This window comes from Candidatus Aminicenantes bacterium (assembly GCA_026393855.1).
Lineage (GTDB): Bacteria > Acidobacteriota > Aminicenantia > Aminicenantales > UBA4085 > UBA4085.
Map to the genome: position 1 here is coordinate 1 of JAPKZJ010000047.1, position 16,678 is coordinate 16,678.

Annotated in this window: 17 protein-coding genes; 13 read left to right on the forward strand and 4 right to left on the reverse strand. The window is 63.0% G+C overall.

All coding sequences use genetic code 11. The features are described from left to right. Window positions 1–219: 219 nt before the first annotated feature. On the reverse strand, window positions 220–1,242 hold the full coding sequence (locus NTZ26_05210; protein ID MCX6559895.1) for a hypothetical protein: 1,023 nt from the start codon (window positions 1,240–1,242) through the stop codon (window positions 220–222). Between the two features lie 258 nt (window positions 1,243–1,500). On the opposite strand from NTZ26_05210, the gene NTZ26_05215 reads away from it, so the two are divergent. From NTZ26_05215 to rimI, 5 genes are read left to right on the forward strand one after another with little or no spacing between them, the layout of a single operon-like run. Continuing rightward, window positions 1,501–2,616 carry an isocitrate/isopropylmalate dehydrogenase family protein gene (locus NTZ26_05215; protein ID MCX6559896.1) on the forward strand — a complete coding sequence of 372 codons (1,116 nt, stop codon included), beginning with the start codon at window positions 1,501–1,503 and terminating at the stop codon, window positions 2,614–2,616. Between the two features lie 12 nt (window positions 2,617–2,628). Then, complete coding sequence (locus tag NTZ26_05220; GenBank protein MCX6559897.1) at window positions 2,629–3,879, forward strand: aconitase/3-isopropylmalate dehydratase large subunit family protein; 1,251 nt, start codon at window positions 2,629–2,631, stop codon at window positions 3,877–3,879. Window position 3,880: 1 nt separating this feature from the next. Then, window positions 3,881–4,435, forward strand: coding sequence for a 3-isopropylmalate dehydratase (locus tag NTZ26_05225; protein ID MCX6559898.1), 555 nt, complete (start codon window positions 3,881–3,883; stop codon window positions 4,433–4,435). Window positions 4,436–4,439: 4 nt separating this feature from the next. Continuing rightward, window positions 4,440–5,120 carry a tRNA (adenosine(37)-N6)-threonylcarbamoyltransferase complex dimerization subunit type 1 TsaB gene (tsaB, locus tag NTZ26_05230; GenBank protein ID MCX6559899.1) on the forward strand — a complete coding sequence of 227 codons (681 nt, stop codon included), beginning with the start codon at window positions 4,440–4,442 and terminating at the stop codon, window positions 5,118–5,120. 3 nt (window positions 5,121–5,123) lie between these two features. Beyond that, complete coding sequence (gene rimI / locus NTZ26_05235; GenBank protein MCX6559900.1) at window positions 5,124–5,594, forward strand: ribosomal protein S18-alanine N-acetyltransferase; 471 nt, start codon at window positions 5,124–5,126, stop codon at window positions 5,592–5,594. Here rimI and truA read toward each other — a convergent pair. Continuing rightward, window positions 5,583–6,323 carry a tRNA pseudouridine(38-40) synthase TruA gene (gene truA, locus NTZ26_05240; protein MCX6559901.1) on the reverse strand — a complete coding sequence of 247 codons (741 nt, stop codon included), beginning with the start codon at window positions 6,321–6,323 and terminating at the stop codon, window positions 5,583–5,585. The two genes, rimI and truA, sit on opposite strands and share 12 nt — an antisense overlap. A 57-nt stretch (window positions 6,324–6,380) precedes the next feature. Here truA and NTZ26_05245 point away from each other — a divergent pair, with 57 nt between their 5' ends. Together NTZ26_05245 and NTZ26_05250 are read left to right on the forward strand one after the other, a co-directional pair. After that, a complete protein-coding gene (locus tag NTZ26_05245) occupies window positions 6,381–8,366 on the forward strand; it encodes a sulfatase (protein ID MCX6559902.1) in 1,986 nt (661 codons plus the stop codon). A gap of 22 nt (window positions 8,367–8,388) precedes the next feature. After that, window positions 8,389–8,601 (forward strand): hypothetical protein, encoded by a 213-nt coding sequence (locus tag NTZ26_05250; protein ID MCX6559903.1) that lies wholly within the window; start codon window positions 8,389–8,391, stop codon window positions 8,599–8,601. Window positions 8,602–8,814: 213 nt separating this feature from the next. Here NTZ26_05250 and NTZ26_05255 read toward each other — a convergent pair whose 3' ends face one another. Next, window positions 8,815–9,996, reverse strand: coding sequence for a glycosyltransferase family 4 protein (locus NTZ26_05255; GenBank protein MCX6559904.1), 1,182 nt, complete (start codon window positions 9,994–9,996; stop codon window positions 8,815–8,817). Further along, window positions 9,993–10,478 carry a hypothetical protein gene (locus NTZ26_05260; protein MCX6559905.1) on the reverse strand — a complete coding sequence of 162 codons (486 nt, stop codon included), beginning with the start codon at window positions 10,476–10,478 and terminating at the stop codon, window positions 9,993–9,995. The genes NTZ26_05255 and NTZ26_05260 overlap by 4 nt, the downstream gene beginning before the upstream one ends. 128 nt (window positions 10,479–10,606) lie before the next feature. Here NTZ26_05260 and NTZ26_05265 point away from each other — a divergent pair, with 128 nt between their 5' ends. The 6 genes from NTZ26_05265 to NTZ26_05290 form a co-directional block, all read left to right on the forward strand. Next, the gene (locus NTZ26_05265; protein ID MCX6559906.1) at window positions 10,607–11,176 is read left to right on the forward strand and encodes a hypothetical protein; all 570 of its coding nucleotides are present in this window, start codon (window positions 10,607–10,609) and stop codon (window positions 11,174–11,176) included. Further along, entirely contained in the window at window positions 11,173–12,240 is a 1,068-nt protein-coding gene (locus tag NTZ26_05270; GenBank protein MCX6559907.1) for a glycosyltransferase family 4 protein, read from the forward strand. The genes NTZ26_05265 and NTZ26_05270 overlap by 4 nt, the downstream gene beginning before the upstream one ends. After that, the gene (locus NTZ26_05275; protein ID MCX6559908.1) at window positions 12,237–13,301 is read left to right on the forward strand and encodes a glycosyltransferase family 4 protein; all 1,065 of its coding nucleotides are present in this window, start codon (window positions 12,237–12,239) and stop codon (window positions 13,299–13,301) included. Before NTZ26_05270 ends, NTZ26_05275 begins: the two co-directional genes overlap by 4 nt. A 1-nt stretch (window position 13,302) precedes the next feature. Continuing rightward, window positions 13,303–14,487 carry a glycosyltransferase family 4 protein gene (locus NTZ26_05280; protein MCX6559909.1) on the forward strand — a complete coding sequence of 395 codons (1,185 nt, stop codon included), beginning with the start codon at window positions 13,303–13,305 and terminating at the stop codon, window positions 14,485–14,487. Further along, window positions 14,475–15,122, forward strand: a complete 648-nt coding sequence (locus NTZ26_05285) for a GTPase domain-containing protein (GenBank protein ID MCX6559910.1) — start codon at window positions 14,475–14,477, stop codon at window positions 15,120–15,122. Before NTZ26_05280 ends, NTZ26_05285 begins: the two co-directional genes overlap by 13 nt. Before the next feature lie 54 nt (window positions 15,123–15,176). Continuing rightward, window positions 15,177–16,678: YifB family Mg chelatase-like AAA ATPase (locus NTZ26_05290; protein ID MCX6559911.1), on the forward strand; the 1,502-nt coding region annotated here is incomplete at its 3' end.

Genomic DNA, 16,678 nt, shown 5'->3' on the forward strand with positions numbered 1-16,678 from the left:
GAGTTGGATACGGACAAACTGACTCCGTTGTTGCGGTTGAGATATCACGATTCTCTCTCCGATGCGGTGGCGGATCTAGGGAAACCTGAGGAGATAGGGATGGCGTTTAGCGGGTTTCAGAGGTATTTGTATCAGCCCGTCGCAGTTGCTTGAAATAAGGGCATGAGAATGGGCGCAATCATAGAAACAAACGGCAAAGCCAAAACGCTGTGAGCCGCCTCACGCGGCGACCTTGTTGACGGTCAGTTCGCCCCCGGAGATGCTCTCGACAGTCGGCGTACCTGAAGGATCCTCGGCCAGCACGAACGTCACGGCGGCGATCTTGGCGATTAGTTCGAGCCCTCTCCAGCGCAAGGATGCACCAGGTTCCAGCGTGATCTGTGTTCCGACGATACCTGGAATAGCCCGTGCGGCAATGTCCTCAGTCGAACTTACTGAGATAAAAAGGCGAGTGCTGGCACCCAATTCGATCAGCTCCCCCTCCGTTCGGATGACGTGCAGCCGAAGCTGAGCGCTCTTGATGCCAAGAGATAGAAGCTTTCCAGGCGTCCCCTTTTCGGGCGTGATATCGGCATCCGCAAAGAGCCGCTGAGTCTGGTCAAGCACTACGAGCAATCCCCATTGAAGCGGACCCACCAGGAGTGCACTCACTGAGGCTTGCCCGCGGAGCTCAGCTTTTGTGGTTGTGACGGTACCGACTCGGTTCAGGTGAGTGAACTTATAGGGCGCCGCAACCAGAGAAACAACCGCGGCGGCTCCGCCGCTTTCATCCACCCGCTTAACTTCTTGTTCCCAGTATTGCACCTCTACATCGCTTACAATGCCGCCACTGAGCCCGCCTACGGTGACATTTGAGAGGTCAAGGTTGGTCATCCTAACATTGGCTCCATCCAATGTAACGCAGCGCCATGAGGTGCTCCACTGCGGCTCCGGAACGATTCGGACTTTATGTCTGCGTCCAGACCATGGAGCCATCGCTTGCTCTAGTTCATGAAAATCTTTCAGTGACAGCGCGACCGTGTTGCTGTCGGTGGGCTTTGCCCATTCTTCCTCGGGCAGAGTCCGCCATTCGGACAGATATGCCCCAGCTTCGAGTGCTTTGATCACGGCACCAGGAACAAGTGCTGATTGCTGACATTCGCTGGTCGCAGGATTCAGTAAAGCGATCAAAACAAATGGCCCGACGATGGTGCTAAAGGCGGCAATAATTCCAGGAACCCCAGCCGTGCTCTTGTGTTTCATGGTGATACCTCCCACGAGCGGACTCTGATTTATCAGGGGAAGGATAGGAATTTCCTTTTTCCACGTTAGCGTAACACATTAATATCCATCTTGTTAGCCTGCCAGCCAGATCTCCTTTTGCCGATTTTCGATGGTGCGGAGTTTTCGCCATGCCTCTCGGCAACAGGGTGTGATGTGTTGAGCTCGTAGCGAGTTGACCCCCGCCCCGCGCCCCGGTTAAGATAGTCCCAGCACTCATCAATTCCGAAGGAGCCCTGCATGTCGAAGTATCGCATCGCCATCCTCCCCGGCGACGGGGTGGGCAAGGAAGTCGTCGAGGCGACGCTGATCGTCCTCAATAAGCTTGGTGTGGACGCCGATTATGTTTATGGCGACATCGGCTGGGAATTCTGGTGCCGCGAAGGCAACGCCCTCCCCGAGCGCACTACCAAGATGCTCAAGGAGACCGACGCCTGCCTGTTCGGGGCCATCACCTCCAAGCCCAACGCGGACGCCTTGGCCGAGCTCGATCCCGTCCTCCGCGGCAAGGGTCTGTCCTATTTCAGCCCGATCGTCCGTCTGCGGCAGGAGTTCGATCTTTATTCGAATTTGAGGCCGTGCAAGGCCTATCCCGGCAACCCCCTTAACTTCCGTGACGGCATCGACATGGTCATCTTCCGTGAGAACACCGAGGGGATGTATGCCGGGGTCGAGTTCTTCCCCCTGCCCGTGGCCGTCCGCGACGCCCTGGCCGTCCACCCCAAGATGAAGCCGTTCCTAAACGTGCCCCTTGATCAGATCGCCCTCTCAACCCGGATCATGACCCGCAAGGGCTGCGAGCGGATCTGCCGGGCCGCCTTCGACTTCGCCCGTCAGGCCAAGCGCCGCTCGGTGACCTGTGTGGAAAAGCCCAACGTCCTGCGCGAGACGGGCGGCCTGATGCTGTCGATCTTCCGCGAGACGGCCAAGGGCTATCCCGAGATCCAGGCCAAGGACGCCAACATCGACGCCATGTGCATGTGGCTGGTCAAAAACCCATTTGATTATGATGTGCTTGTGGCCGAGAACCTTTTCGGCGACATCATCTCCGACCTGGCCGCCCAGCTCGTCGGCGGGCTCGGCTTCGCCGCGGCCGGCAACATCGGCGATAAATACGGCGTCTTCGAGCCCACTCACGGCTCGGCTCCCAAATACGCCGGGATGTACAAGGTCAACCCGATCGCGACATTCCTGGCCGCCAAGCTCATGCTGGAGTGGCTGGGCGAGAAAGCCAAGGCCGTCCAGCTCGAAGCCGCGGTGGCCGAAGTCATCAAAGACGGCCAGGTCCGCACCTACGACATGGGCGGGAAATCCACGACCTTGGACATGGGCCGGGCCGTGGCCGACAAGCTCTAGGAGGCATCGCGCGTGGGACGCACCGTCATCGAAAAGATCATCGCCGGCCATTCCGGGGGGCAGGCCAAGCCGGGCGGCATCGTCTGGATGGATTTGGACATCCGTTCGGCCCGCGATTTCGGCGGCCCGAACGTAGCCAAAAACTACGCCCGGGAGTACGGCGAGGCCGCGCCGGCCGATCCTGCCAAGACTTTTTTCACCTTCGATTTGTGCGCTCCCGCCTGTACCCTGAAATATGCCGACAACCAGCAGGCCTGCCGGAACTTCGCCCGCAAGCACGGCCTGACCGTCTACGATGTCGATAAGGGCATCGGTTCGCATGTCATGATCGAGGAGGCGCTGGCCCGGCCCGGCTCGACCGTCGTCGGCACGGACAGCCATATGAACATCCTGGGGGCCGTCGGATCGTTCGGCCAGGGCATGGGGGATGTGGATATCGCCTTCGCCTTCAAGACCGGGCGAACTTGGTTCGAAGTCCCCGAGAGCGTCAAAGTCGTACTTATGGGACGGCCGTCGCCGGCGGCAGAGGCCAAGGACTTGGCTCTGTTCCTCTGCCGGGAGCTGGGGACCAAGCGGATCGCCCTGCGGTCGGCGGAATTTTTCGGCGAAGCGGTCCGGACCCTCGACCTGGCCGGGCGGATCACGCTCTGCAGCATGATCACCGAGATGGCCGGTATCATCGGCTTCATTCCCGAGCGGAATACGGCGTTCGCCCGCGACGTGGAACGGTTCGGCCTGCGCTCGGGGGCCGACATCGGTCCCGACCCCGACGCCGTCTACGCCGAGACGATCACGCTCGATGTCACGGGCCTAGGCCCTTTGGTGGCGGCGCCGCCTTCGCCCAACACCGTCAAGACGCTGACAGAGGTCCGCGGCATCCGCATCGACTCGGGATTCATCGGCTCCTGCACCAACGGCCGGACCGAGGATTTCGTCCGGGCCGCCGACATCCTGCGCTGCCGCAAGATCAAGCCCGGCGTCATGCTCAAGGTCGTCCCGGCCACCCGCCGCGTCTACCAGGAGCTGTTGGACAAAGGCATCCTCGGCGACCTATTCGCGGCCGGCGCCATCGTCGTCAACCCGGGCTGCGGCGGATGCGCCGAAGGCCATGTCGGATTGACGGGCAAGGGCGAGGTCGAGATCAGCACGGGCAACCGCAATTTCCCCGGCAAGCAGGGCAAGGGGCCGGTCTACCTGGCCTCGCCGGTCGTGGTGGCGGCTTCCTGCCTCAAGGGCGAAATCGCCGGACCGGAGGATGTCTAACATGAAACCCGCCGTCATTCGAGGCCGGATCTGGGCTTTGATCGGTGCGGCCGGAAAATTGATCGAGGACATCGACACCGATCAAATCTTCCACAACGCTCACCTGCACATCACGGACATTGCCCAAATGGGGCCGCTGGCCCTGGGCAACCTGGAAGGCTGGAAAGACTTCCCTCAGCGGGCCAAGCCGGGCGATATCGTCGTCGCGGGCCGTAACTTCGGGGCCGGATCCTCCCGCCAGCAGGCCGTGGATTGTTTTATCGCGCTCGGGATCGCCGCCATCGCCGCCCCTTCCTTCTCGGCCATCTACTTCCGCAACGCGGTGAACTCGGGCTTTCCCGTCGTCCGGACCGATGGGCTGGAGCGGGCGATCGAAACGGGCCTGCTCCGCTCCGGGGACGAGATCGAAATCGATCTTCAAGCGGGGACGGGTAAAGTTCTCGGCCGCGACGGCGCTCTGGTTGTCGAACCGATGGCCTCCGTCCCGTTCGAGATCTACCGGGCCGGCGGGTTGTTCGCCTACGGCCGCCGCGGGAAAAAGCCGGAGGCCCGCTGAGCCCATGCGCATCCTGGCCGTCGACACCACGACGCCGAGCGGCTCGGTCGCCCTCCTCGAGGACGAACGTCTGCTGGGCGAGATCGGGATCGAGTCCGCGGCCACTCATTCGGCCCGCCTGCTTCTTTCCGCCGACCTCCTGCTCAAATCGCACGGCTTGACCATCGGCGATGTCGACGGTTTCGCCGTATCTCCCGGCCCCGGCTCTTTCACCGGTCTGCGGATCGGCTTAAGCACCGTCAAGGCCTTCGCTTTCGCCACGGGCAAGCCTGTGGCCGCGGTCTCGTCCCTGGCCGCCCTGGCCTGGAAGCACCGCGGCGAAAAACCGGGGCTCTTCGGCCCGATGCTCGATGCCAAGAAGGACGAGATCTATGCCGCGCTTTTCGAAGCCGGCCCCGGGCCGCTACGGACGATCGTCCCCGAAGGGGCTTATGCTCCCGAGGACTTTCTGGGCCTGATTCCGCGCCGCCGTTCGATCGTCTTTGCCGGGAGCGGCGTCCCGCTCTGCCGTCGCCGCCTGACGGTCCTCTTGGGCGATAAGGCCCGCTTCTCGGATCGATCCGCCTTCATCGCGGCCGAGATAGGCCGGCTCGGTCTGGATCTGTTGCGGGCGGGCCGGGCCGTCGACGCCGCCTCGCTCGAGCCGCATTACCATCGGCGGTCGCAGGCCGAAGAAGGCCGCTAGGCCATGGCCGAGACAGAGATCGTCGAATTCGATATTCGCCGGATGGTGCCGGCGGACTTGCCCGAAGTGCTGGCCATCGAGCGGCAATCATTCTCCAATCCCTGGCTCGAATCGACCTTCGGCGGCGAAATCCAGAACATGGGGCTGTCCCACCCGATGGTGGCGACGGCCCGCCCGGGCGGCGAAGTGATCGGCTACGTCCTTTATTGGCTGGTCAGCGAAGAAATGCAGATCAACAACGTCGCCGTCCATCCGGATTGGCGCCGCCGCAGGATCGGGGAGCGGATGCTCCGCGCCGTCATGGACGACGCCAAGCGCCGGGGGGCGACCTATGCCATACTTGAAGTCCGGCAATCCAACCGCGCCGCCCGGACCTTGTACGAGCGCACGCTCGGCTTCGGATTCCTGGCTGTTCGCGAAGATTACTACACCCAGCCGACCGAGGATGCGATTGTTTTAGGCCTACCGCTCTGAGCCGTAGTCGACCTTGAGAAGACACAGCCCCTTGGCCGGGGCGGTGGGGGAGGCCAGGGAGCGCTCCCGGCCGGCGAAAATCTCCTCGATCCTCTCGACCGGCACCCGGCCGCGCCCGACTTCGAGCAGGGTGCCGACGATCGTCCGGACCATGTAGCGCAGAAACCCGTCCGCCTCGACGGTGTAGATGATCTCGTCGCCGCGGCGGCGGATCTCCGACCGGGTGACTCGCCGGATCGGGGATCGGTCCCGGTTGGAGGAGAAGCCCTGAAAATCCGCATGCCGGACGAAGAGCGCCGCGGCGCGCCTGAGCTTGGCCAGGTTGAGCGGATGCGGCCAATGAAGGGCGAAGCGCAAGTCGAAGGGGCTGATCGAGGGCGAGGTGACGATTCGATACTGGTAGGTCTTGCCGCGGGCGCTCCGGCGGGCATGGAAGGCCGCGGGTGCCGTCGCCAGCGAAAGGATCCGGATGTCCGGCGGCAGGATGGCGTTGAGAGCCTTGAAGAGCTCCGGTTCGCCCAGCTTGAATTCGGCCTTGAAGCTGGCCGTCTGGCCCAGGGCATGAACGCCCGCGTCCGTCCGCCCGGCGCCGAAAATGGCGATCGGGGTCGCGGCCAGCCGCTCCAGCGCCGCCTCGACCGTGCCCTGGATCGTCCGGCAGGAGGGCTGGCGCTGCCAGCCGAAATAATCCGTCCCATCGTAGCTGAGGACGATGCGGTAGTTATTCATCGTTTCCACTATAGGCAATTCCGTTCACCCCGTCAAAATGATAAAATGATATCCCTTATGAGCGATTTTTCCCTTCGTTTGGGTCGTGCGGCCTGCGCGGCCGTCTGTCTGGGCGCCCTTGCCCTGCCCGCCTGCCGGAAGGACGGGCCGGCGGAGATCGCCGCCATCCGATTCACCGACGCCTTGACGGCCGCCGGAATCGTCGCCAGCCCCCTCGGAGGCCCCGGCGCCTCCGCTCCGGACGAGCGGGCCTACCCCATGCAATCCACGGTCATGCCGGAATCCGGCCGGGGCGAAGACCCTCTCGGCCTCAAACGCAGGGTCAACCTCGGGCTGAGCGATATCCAGATCCTATTCGCGCCGCCCCGAAGCGAGTACGAATGTGCGCTTCCGCTGACCGCAGCCGGGCGGTTGGACTTCGGGGTCGGCATCATTCGAGACGCCAACTCCATCGCCGTCGAAGGCGGCGCGGCGGATGGGGCCGCCGGGGTCAACTTTCTCGTCATTCTCGAATCCCGGGGCCGCAAAAAGGTTCTTTTCGAGCAGCACCTCGACATGCCCGCGACCCGGGAGTCGCGGACCGTCAATTATGCCTGGCACAGCATTCAGGTGCCGGCCCGGGACGAGGCGGCGATCATCCGCCTCGTGACCGCGGGGCAAAAGGGCGCTTTCGGCTTCTGGCATGCCCCGGTTTTCGTCGTTCCCACGCTGCAGGCGCCCAATGTCGTCCTCATCTCCATCGACACCCTTCGCCCCGATCATCTGGGGGCTTACGGCTACGGCCGGCCCGTTTCACCCGCGATCGACGCCCTGGCCGCCGAAAGCGCTCTGTTCAGGAATGTTTATTCCACGGCTTCCTGGACCCTGCCCGCCCATGTCTCCATGATGACCGGGCTGAACGGCATCCGCCACCGCGTCTTCTTCGAGGATGACCGGATGAATCCCCGCATCTCGACCCTGGCGGAAAAGATGAGGGATAAGGGCTATGCCACCCACGCCGTAACCGGCGCGGGGTTCGTCAGCGCGCCCTACGGCTTCGCCAAGGGCTTCGACGAATACGGCATGAGCCAGGTCGACATCAACGATCCGGACTTGGCCGGCGCGGCCGGGAAGGAGGCCGTGGAATGGGTCGAGCGGATCGGCGATCGGCCCTTCTTCCTCTTTCTCCATACCTATCAGGTTCATTGTCCCTATAAAAGCCCGCGTGCCATCCAGGATGTCTTCCTCAAACCGAACCCGCACTGGCGTTCTTTCGATGTCAGCCAAGATCTGGGCGGCCGAGCCGGAATCTTCAAGCCCATGTCGGAGAGTGATCGGGATAACATCGTCGGCCTCTACGACGCCGGCGTCCGGACGACCGACGAAAACATGATCAAGCCTCTCCTCGACTTCCTGCGGCGGAAGGGGATCTATGATCGGACGCTGATCGTCCTGACCAGCGACCACGGCGACGAGTTCTACGAGCACGGCGGGTGGAACCACACCCACAACCTCTACGACGAGCTGATCCGGGTGCCGCTCATCATCAAAATGCCGGCCGGGACCCACGCCGGCCAACGGTTGGACCCGATCGTCCGCTTGACGGATATCATGCCCACCATCCTGGATATCGTCGGCGCGCCATATGATCCTGCCGCGATCGACGGCCGCAGCCTCATGCCCGTCCTGGAGGGCCAAGAGACGGCCGATCGCGTCTTCCAGGCGGAGTTCGCCGAGGACGTGGTGGAAGTCAACATTCCCCAGCGGGTGGCCGTCAACCAGGGCAAGCTCAAGCTCGTCCTGAACCAGCCCTACAGCGAAGCCCAGCTTAAATTTTTCGCCTATCCGCCGCGGATTCCGACCGCGGTCGAGCTGTTCGACCTGCAAGCCGATCCCGGCGAACAGCGCGATATCGACGGCGAACCGGGCCGGGCGGAGATCGTCCGCACGCTGGTTCGCCGGGCCCAGGAAATCGGCGCCCTCATCCCCAAACGGGAGAAGGGCCGTTCGAAGATCGATCCCGAGCTGGAGCGTCAATTGCGGGCTTTGGGCTACATCAGATGAATTTCAACGGGGGAGGGTCGGAATGAGCGAATGGCTGTCGATCCGGAGCCTTAGCGAGGAAGAGACCGTCCGCCTGGAAGAGGATGTCCGCCTCCGCATCGCCGAAAAGAAGGCCCGCGGCCTCCTGACGGACCGCGACGTGGAGGAGATGGTCGACATGCGGCTGAAGCCGCTGGCCGACAACCAGGATGTCCAGAGCGTCTACGAAAACACGCTTTATACGCCCAAGAAGTAGCTTTTTCTCCGATTCCGGGAAACGCGCTCCGGGGTGTCGTCCCGGCGGCGCGGGTTCACCACTCCTTTTTACGCTATTCCGCTCGGCGCCTCGGAACTCCGCATTCGAGATCTCCCGGTCATGGAGACCACCCACTCCGTTTCGATTCCGCAGGATGGTCGCGTGCTCAAACAGCCCTCGGCGGCCGTTGGCTCCCCTCGCAGAGAGGCGTAATCAGGCGTGCGGGACGATTGTCCGCGCGATTAAATCTTCGATTTTCGCCGTCAGATGGAACCACTCGAAGTTCGTCTCCAGCCAGCGGCGCCCCGAACGTCCGAGGGCGGCCCGGATCGCGGGGTTGGCCAGCAGAAAATCCAGCGTCTCGCAGAATTCGGCGAAGCTGTCGAAGAACAGCCCGCCGTGGCTGCGGCGGCTCTGGCCGCGCAGGACTTTGCACAGCCCGTTGACCAAGGTGCACTGGCCGGCCTTCCAAGCCTCCAGGACGACGATGCAGAGGCTCTCGTACGGGGAGGGCATGACCAGCAGCTCCGCGCCTTGGATGGCTTCGAACTTTTCCTGGTCGCTTAAAAAGCCCAAGTACTTGATCCGGGGATGATCGGGGATGGGAAGCGCCGCCGATCCCCCCAGGACCAGGTCGATGTCGCGCGTCTTGCGCTTGAGATATTCCTGGAAATAGCGGAACAACCCGTCGCAGCCCTTGTTGCGGTCGATCCGGCCGACATAGAGGATGTAAGGCCGGGTAATCCCGCGGCGGCGCCGGAAGGCCTCCGGGTCGAGCTCGGCGGGGACGTCAACCGCGAAGCCGATGACGGCGCTCGGCGGCAATGAGCCCAAAGCCACTTTTCCGACCAGATCCTGCTCCTCGGGCGTGAGAAAAAGGATGCCGGCCGGCAGGGTGAAGAAATCCCTGAAGATGGTCAGGTGGACGGCCGAGTCCTCTTCGGCCGTGGGCACGAGAATCGCTTTGTCGGCGATCTCGGGCAGGGTCTCGTAGGCGGTGGCGTAGCGGAAGCTGTAGACGATGAAGGCGTCATACTCGGCCTTGTGCTCGCGGACGAAGCGAAGGAGGTCGGGGCAGTCCGGGCCGTTGGCCCGGACCCAGGCCTTCTCGTCTTCGGCCGTATGGGCCTTGTCGTAGAAGCAGAGATCGGAGATCTCCTTGAATCGGACTAGATTGCGGCGGGACTTGATCCGAAAGCGGCGGACCTTGACGCCGTTGACGGTCTCGACGCCTTCCTTGTAGCCTTCTTTCCAGGTGACGTAATCGCTGGCCGTCGTGGTCAGGACCTCGACCGTATGCCGGGCGGCGAACTGCTCGGCGATCCGGCGGCAGTGGTATTCGCTCCCGCCGACAATGTCGGCGCCGTATCGGTGGATGATGAAGGCGATCTTCATGGCCGGCCGGGCCCTTGCGAGGAATCGTCCGGGCGGCCCTTCTCCAGTCGGGCCAGGCGTGACTTGAGGCGGCCGATCTCCCAGGCCATCTCCTCGAGAAGGTGGAGGAGCTTGATGTTCAGGCGGTCCTGCCGCCAGGCGTTGGACTCGACCGGCTCAACGAGCCAGCGCATAGGGGGCAGGAGGACGTGTTTTTTAAACCAGACCGCCAGGCGGCCGATCCGGCCGCGATGGGTGGAGAAGTTCGGATGAAGCTGGAGACGCCAATCATCCAGGGAATCGAGCTGCTGGTGCAGGGACGATTCGCCGGCGGCCCGTTCGATCAAAACCTCCGACAGCCAGAGCGAGGCCTCGGAGCGGATCTCGTCTTCATAGAGGACCCCGCCCCGGCGGCGGGACTCGATCTTGTCGCGGAGAAAGGCCATGATCTCGTCCACGTCGGGCGATGCGGTCCAGAGGTCCAGGCGTTCTTTTTCGTCCATGGGGGCGTCGGGCAATATAGCTCCGGCCGGAGGGTGGTGTCAACAAGTGGTGCGGCGCCCCTCTGCCGGCGGTTGAACCCCGGCGGTTTATCCCCTACAATGGGTTGCGACCGAGACGGAGAGAGCCCATGGACAAGACGCCGACGACCAAGCCGGCCCCGGCCGAGGCCGTGGCCGTCGATTACGACAACCTCGACGTGGCCGAGCTGGGCGCGCGCATCCAGGCGGCGGCGGCTGCCAGGACAGCTCCTTTGCCCTCAGAGCCGCCTTCCGTCACGATCGAGCGGGGACCTATGGCTTCGCCGCCCGTCCCGTATGCCCCGCCGAGCGGGGGAGACGGGACCGCAAAGCCGGGCCCGGGGCTTAAAACCCGGCTCAAGGGCAAGGCGGTGCGGCTTCTCTCCCCGCTCTTCCCCCTGATGCGGGCCTTGGCCCTGCCGCTTCACGAGGACGTGGCTGCGGTTGTCCGCAGCCTGGACGCCTCCAACCAGCGGGTCGACGGATACATGCGGACCCTGGATCGCAGCGTCGAATACATCAAGCTGCTCCACCTGCTCAACCACAACCTGGTCGTGGAGATGACCAAGCTGCGGCTCGAGCACGAGTCGCTCAAGAGCCGAATGCGGCTGATGGAGCGGGACCTGGAGTTCCTGACCAAGCGGGAACGGACGGTCGAGGAGCGGGTGTTCGAGGAATGAACGTCCACCAGTTCGCCACGTCGCTGGCCTCCGGCGACGCCATCTCGGACGAGATGCTGGAGATCCGCGACGTCCTGCGGTCGAGCGGCTTTGCCTCCGAGATCTTCGTCCACGGCTACGATCCGGCCACGGCCAAGCATGTCCGCGACTACCGCGAGTACAAGGCTTTGTCTTCGCCCGACAACGTCGTCCTGTTCCATTTCTCGATCGGTTCGCCCGTTTCCAAGATGGCCTTCCGGGTCCCCGACCGGAAGATCATGATCTACCACAACATCACCCCGCATGACTTCTTCCTGGACAACAACCGCATCCTGGCCCGCGAGTGCTACCGCGGCCGGCTGGAGCTCGGCCTGTTCAAAGACAAGGTCAAGCTGGCCGTGGGCGACTCGGAGTTCAACCGCCTCGAGCTCGAAGCGGTCGGCTATCAAGAGACCGGCGTCCTGCCCATCCTGATGAACTTCGACAAGTTCGACGGCCGGGCCGACCCCGTGGTCGAAAAGCTCCTGGCCGGGCGCAAGACGACTATTCTTTTCGTCGGGCGGGTCATCCCCAACAAGAGGCCCGAGGACGTCCTGAAGGTGTTTAATTTCTATCAGAAGATCTTCAACCCCGAATCCCGGCTTATCCTGGCCGGCGACTATCGGGGGCAGGACCGCTATGTGGCGGCCCTGCAGGACTTCATCGGGCGCTTCGGCCTGAAAGACGTCCACTTGACCGGCCATACGACCTTTCCGGAGCTTCTGGCTTACTACCGGGCCGCGGATGTCTACTTGAGCATGAGCGAGCACGAGGGCTTCGGCGTCCCTTTGCTGGAGGCCTTCTATCAGAAGATCCCCGTCGTCGCTTATGCCGCCGGCGCCGTCGAAGAGACCATGAACGGCGGCGGCATCCTCTTGCGGCGCAAGGACTTCGCCGGGACGGCGGCGGTGATCGACCGGCTGATCGCCGACGCGCCCCTCCGCGAGAGGATCGTAGCGGGCCAGCTTGAAGCCCTGCGGAAGTATGCCCGCCCGAACGTGACCCGCATCCTGCTCGAGCATATCGAGAGGGCGAGCCGGTTATGAGGATCGACCAGCTCGTTCCGGCCTATCACCGCGGCGACGCCATCGGCGATGAAGCCACCGAGCTGCGGGCCTTCTTCCGGCGCCGCGGCTACGAATCCGAGATCTACTGCCTGGATCGGGACCGGGGGTTGGAAGGGGAGAGCCGGTTTATCCAGGACTTCCCGGCCCCGGCGCCCACCGACCTGACCATCCTCCATTTTGCCCTGGCCTCGCCCCTGACCGAGGTTCTTCGCCGCACGGCCGGCCGCAAGGCCGTCATCCACCATAACATCACCCCGTCGCATTTTTTCCGCGGCCTCGACCCCGAGATCGCCCGCCTGACGCGGTTGGGGCGGCTGGAATTGGCCTCGCTCAAGGATGTCGTCGACGTCGGCCTGGCCGACTCCGAATTCAACCGGGGGGAGCTCCAGGAAATGGGCTTCCGTCGGACCCAAGTCTTCCCGCTGTTCATCGATTTCGAAAAATACGCCCAGCCTCCCAGCCGGTTCGTCCACGACATGTTCCGGGACGGCCGGTTCAATATTCTCTATGTCGGCCGCATCGCGCCCAACAAGCGCATCGACCATCTGATCAAAACCGTCTTCTACTATAAAAAATTCATCTCGCCCCTCGTCCGCCTGATCCTGGTCGGCAAGACCGGGACGTTTCCCCGCTACTACGAGGCCTGCGCCCGGATGGCCGACGAGTTCTATTTGGCGCCCGAGGAGCTCCGCTTCCTGGGCCACGTCCCCGACGCCGAGATGTTCGCCTTCTATCGGGCTTCGGACATATTCCTGTCTTTGAGCGAGCACGAAGGGTTCTGCCTGCCGCTCGTCGAGAGCATGATCTTCGATCTGCCTGTGATCGCGCTGGCTTCCACCGCCGTCCCCGGCACCTTGGGGGAGGCGGGCATTTTGATGAACCGTTGGCGCCCCGACGAAACCGCCGAGCTCGTGGCCCGGGTGGCAGGCGATGCGGCGCTCCGGGAGAGGCTGATCGAATCCGGCCGACGGGAGCTCCGGCGCTTCAAATCTTTCCCGCGCGAGGAGGCGCTGATGGATGCGCTCCGGGGGATCATCTAAGATGGCCATGAAAATCGCCTTCGTCATCCAGCGCTACGGGCCCGAGGTCATGGGCGGCTCGGAGCTGCACTGCGCCATGATCGCCGAGCGGCTGGTGGCCCGCGGCTACGAATGCACGGTCTATACGACCACGGCCAAGGATTATGTGACCTGGCAGCCCGAATACGTCAAGGGCGAATCCGTGATCAACGGCGTCAAGGTCAAACGCTATGATGTGCTTCGTCCGCGCGATATCGCCTCCTTCAACGCTTTTTCGGATCAGGTCTTTTTCCATGCTCACGAGCGCAAGGACGAGCTGGAGTGGATGGAGCGCCAGGGCCCCTTCAGTCCCTCTTTGATCGAAGCGATCAAGCGCGAAGCGGGCCGGCACGACCGCTGGATCTTTTTCACCTATCTCTATTACAACACCTATTGGGGCCTGAAGGCCGTTCCGAGTCCGACCATTCTGGTTCCCACCGCCCACGACGAACCGGCCCTCTATTTGGAGATCATGCGCGAGGTCTTCGAGCGCCCGGCCGCCTTCATGTTCAACACGGCGGCCGAAAAGGACATGCTGGCCCGCCGCTTCTCTTTCGAGGGCAAGCGCCAGGAGACCGTGGGCGTCGGTGTGGAAATCCCCGACGCGCCGGCCCATTGGCCGATTGCCGGGAAATACTGCGACCTGCAGCCCTATGTGCTATACGCCGGCCGCATCGAGCCCGGCAAGGGCTGCGCGGAGATGTTCGAATACTACATCCGCTCGGCCGAACATCATCCCGGCCTCAAGCTGCTTTTGGTCGGGAAGCTGCTGATGCCCCTGCCCGATCATCCCGGAATCCGTTATCTCGGCTTCGTCCCGCCAGAAGAGAAGACCGCGGCCATGGCTTTGGCCCGGGCCACGATCCATCCCTCGCACTTCGAAAGCTTGTGCATGGCCGCCCTTGAATCCCTGGCCGTGCGGACTCCCATCCTGGTCCAGGGAACGACCGAGCCGTTGCGCCAGCACTGCCTACAGGGCAACGCGGGGCTCTTCTACGCCAACGCCGAAGAGTTTGATATCGCTCTGGACCTGCTGATCCGGGATGACCGTTTGCGGACCATCCTCGGGAACAACGGCTTGGCCTATGTCCAGAAAAACTACACCTGGGAACGCATCCTGGATAAATATGCTATACTTTTCGAGGCGTTGACCTCATGGCCTTCATAAATTACACGATCAACACTCTGACGGTGAAGATCGTATATTATGGCCCGGGGCTGTCGGGCAAGACCACCAACCTCCGTTATATCCACCGCAAAATCGATCCTGCCGCGCGGGGCGAGCTGATCAGCTTGGAGACGGATCAGGAGCGGACCTATTTCTTCGATCTTCTCCCCATCAAGGCCGGGTACATCGGCTATTTCAAGGTCCATTTCCAGCTCATGACCGTGCCCGGGCAGATCTATTACGAGGCCTCGCGGCGCAACGTCCTGATCGGCACGGACGGCCTCGTCTTTGTGGCCGACTCCCAGGTTCCGCTCCTGGACGCCAATTTGGAATGCTTCGAGGGCCTGCGCCGCAACTTCCAGGACCAGAAGGTCGACCTGATGCAGGTGCCGCTGGTCTTTCAGTACAACAAGCGCGATTTGGACAACATCATCCCGGTCGAAACCCTGAACGACCTGCTCAATCCCCGCCGTATGCCTTTCGTCGAAGCGGCTGCGGTGAGCGGACGGGGTGTTTTTGAAACGCTTAAAGAGGTGGCCCGGCTGACCGTCCCGCGCGTCAGGGAAAAGGTTTTCGGCCGGCGCGACGCCGATTCCTCCTCGGCGGCCGATAAAAGAAACGTCGACCTGATATAAACCCCCTCTTCGCCGCGTCTTTCCTATTGTCGGACTCTTTCGGGACGGCGGAGTATGCTCTACAAATCATCCAGCGCGGCTCTGCAGGGGATCGAGGCCTATGTCGTCGAGGTCGAGGTCGACATCAGCGGCGGCCTGCCCAACTACATCGTCGTGGGCCTGCCCGACGCTTCCGTCCGCGAGAGCAAGGAGCGGGTCAAGGCGGCGCTCAAGAACAACGGCCACGAATTTCCGCCGCGCCGGGTGACGATCAATTTGGCCCCGGCCGACAGGCGCAAGGAGGGATCGGCCTTCGACCTACCCATCGCCTTGGCCCACTTGGCCTACCTGGACGAGATCTCGGCCGATCGCTTTCCCGGTTATCTCTTTCTCGCCGAGCTGGCCTTGGACGGTCGGTTGAAGCCGGTTAAGGGCATCCTGTCGGCTGCGATCCTGGCCAAAAAGCGCGGATTCAAGGCCGTTGTGGTGCCGCGGGCCAACGCCCGAGAAGCCGCCCTGGTCGAGGAGATTGATATCTACGGCCTGGACAACATCAATCAAGTCGTTCAGCTCCTGCGCGGCGACCCCGGGATCGTTCCCTGCGTCTTCGATCGGGAGGCTTGGCTCGAAACTCCTCCCTCGAACGTCGATTTCGGCGACGTCAAGGGCCAGCCCCACATCAAGCGGGCCCTGGAGGTGGCAGCGGCCGGCAGTCACAATATTCTGATGATCGGTCCGCCGGGATCCGGCAAGACGATGCTGGCCCGGCGAATCCCCTCCATCCTGCCGGCGATGACCTTCGAGGAGATCATCGAAACGACCCGCGTCTATAGCGCGGCCGGTCTGTTGCGGGATCAGGGGCCGATCGTCAGGCGGCCGTTCCGCTCGCCGCATCACACCATTTCCGACGCAGGATTGATCGGCGGAGGAATGGTGCCGCGGCCGGGGGAAGTCAGCTTGGCCCATCACGGCGTGCTGTTCATGGACGAATTGCCCGAGTTCGAACGGGATGCGCTGGAGGCGCTCCGCCAACCGCTCGAAGACGGCGAGGTGACGGTGGCCCGAGTCGCCTTGACGGCGGTCTTTCCGTCCTCGTTCATGCTGGTCGCGGCTATGAACCCCTGCCACGACGTCCTGAGGGGGACGGTGGGAAAAGACGAGGACTGCACCGAGCGCCAGCGAAGCCGCTATTATGCCAAGATTTCGGGGCCTTTGTTGGACAGAATAGACATTCAGGTGGAAGTGCCCGCGGTGACTTTCCGCGAGATCGTGTCCAAGCAGGCCGGGGAGGGCTCGGAAGCGATAAGGGGGCGCGTGTCTGCGGCCAGGGCCCGGCAAGTTGAACGGTTCCGAGGGAAGGGGATCTTCTCCAACGCCCGGATGGGAACGCGGGAGGTCCGTGAGTTCTGCCCGATCGGCCGGGACGAGGAGAAGCTGCTCGAGGCGGCCGTCAACACTCTGGGTTTCAGCGCCCGAGCCTACGACCGGTCGCTCAAAGTGGCTCGGACGATCGCCGACCTGGCAGGGGAGGACCGAATCTCCATTGCCCATTTGAGCGAGGCCATCCAATACCGGGC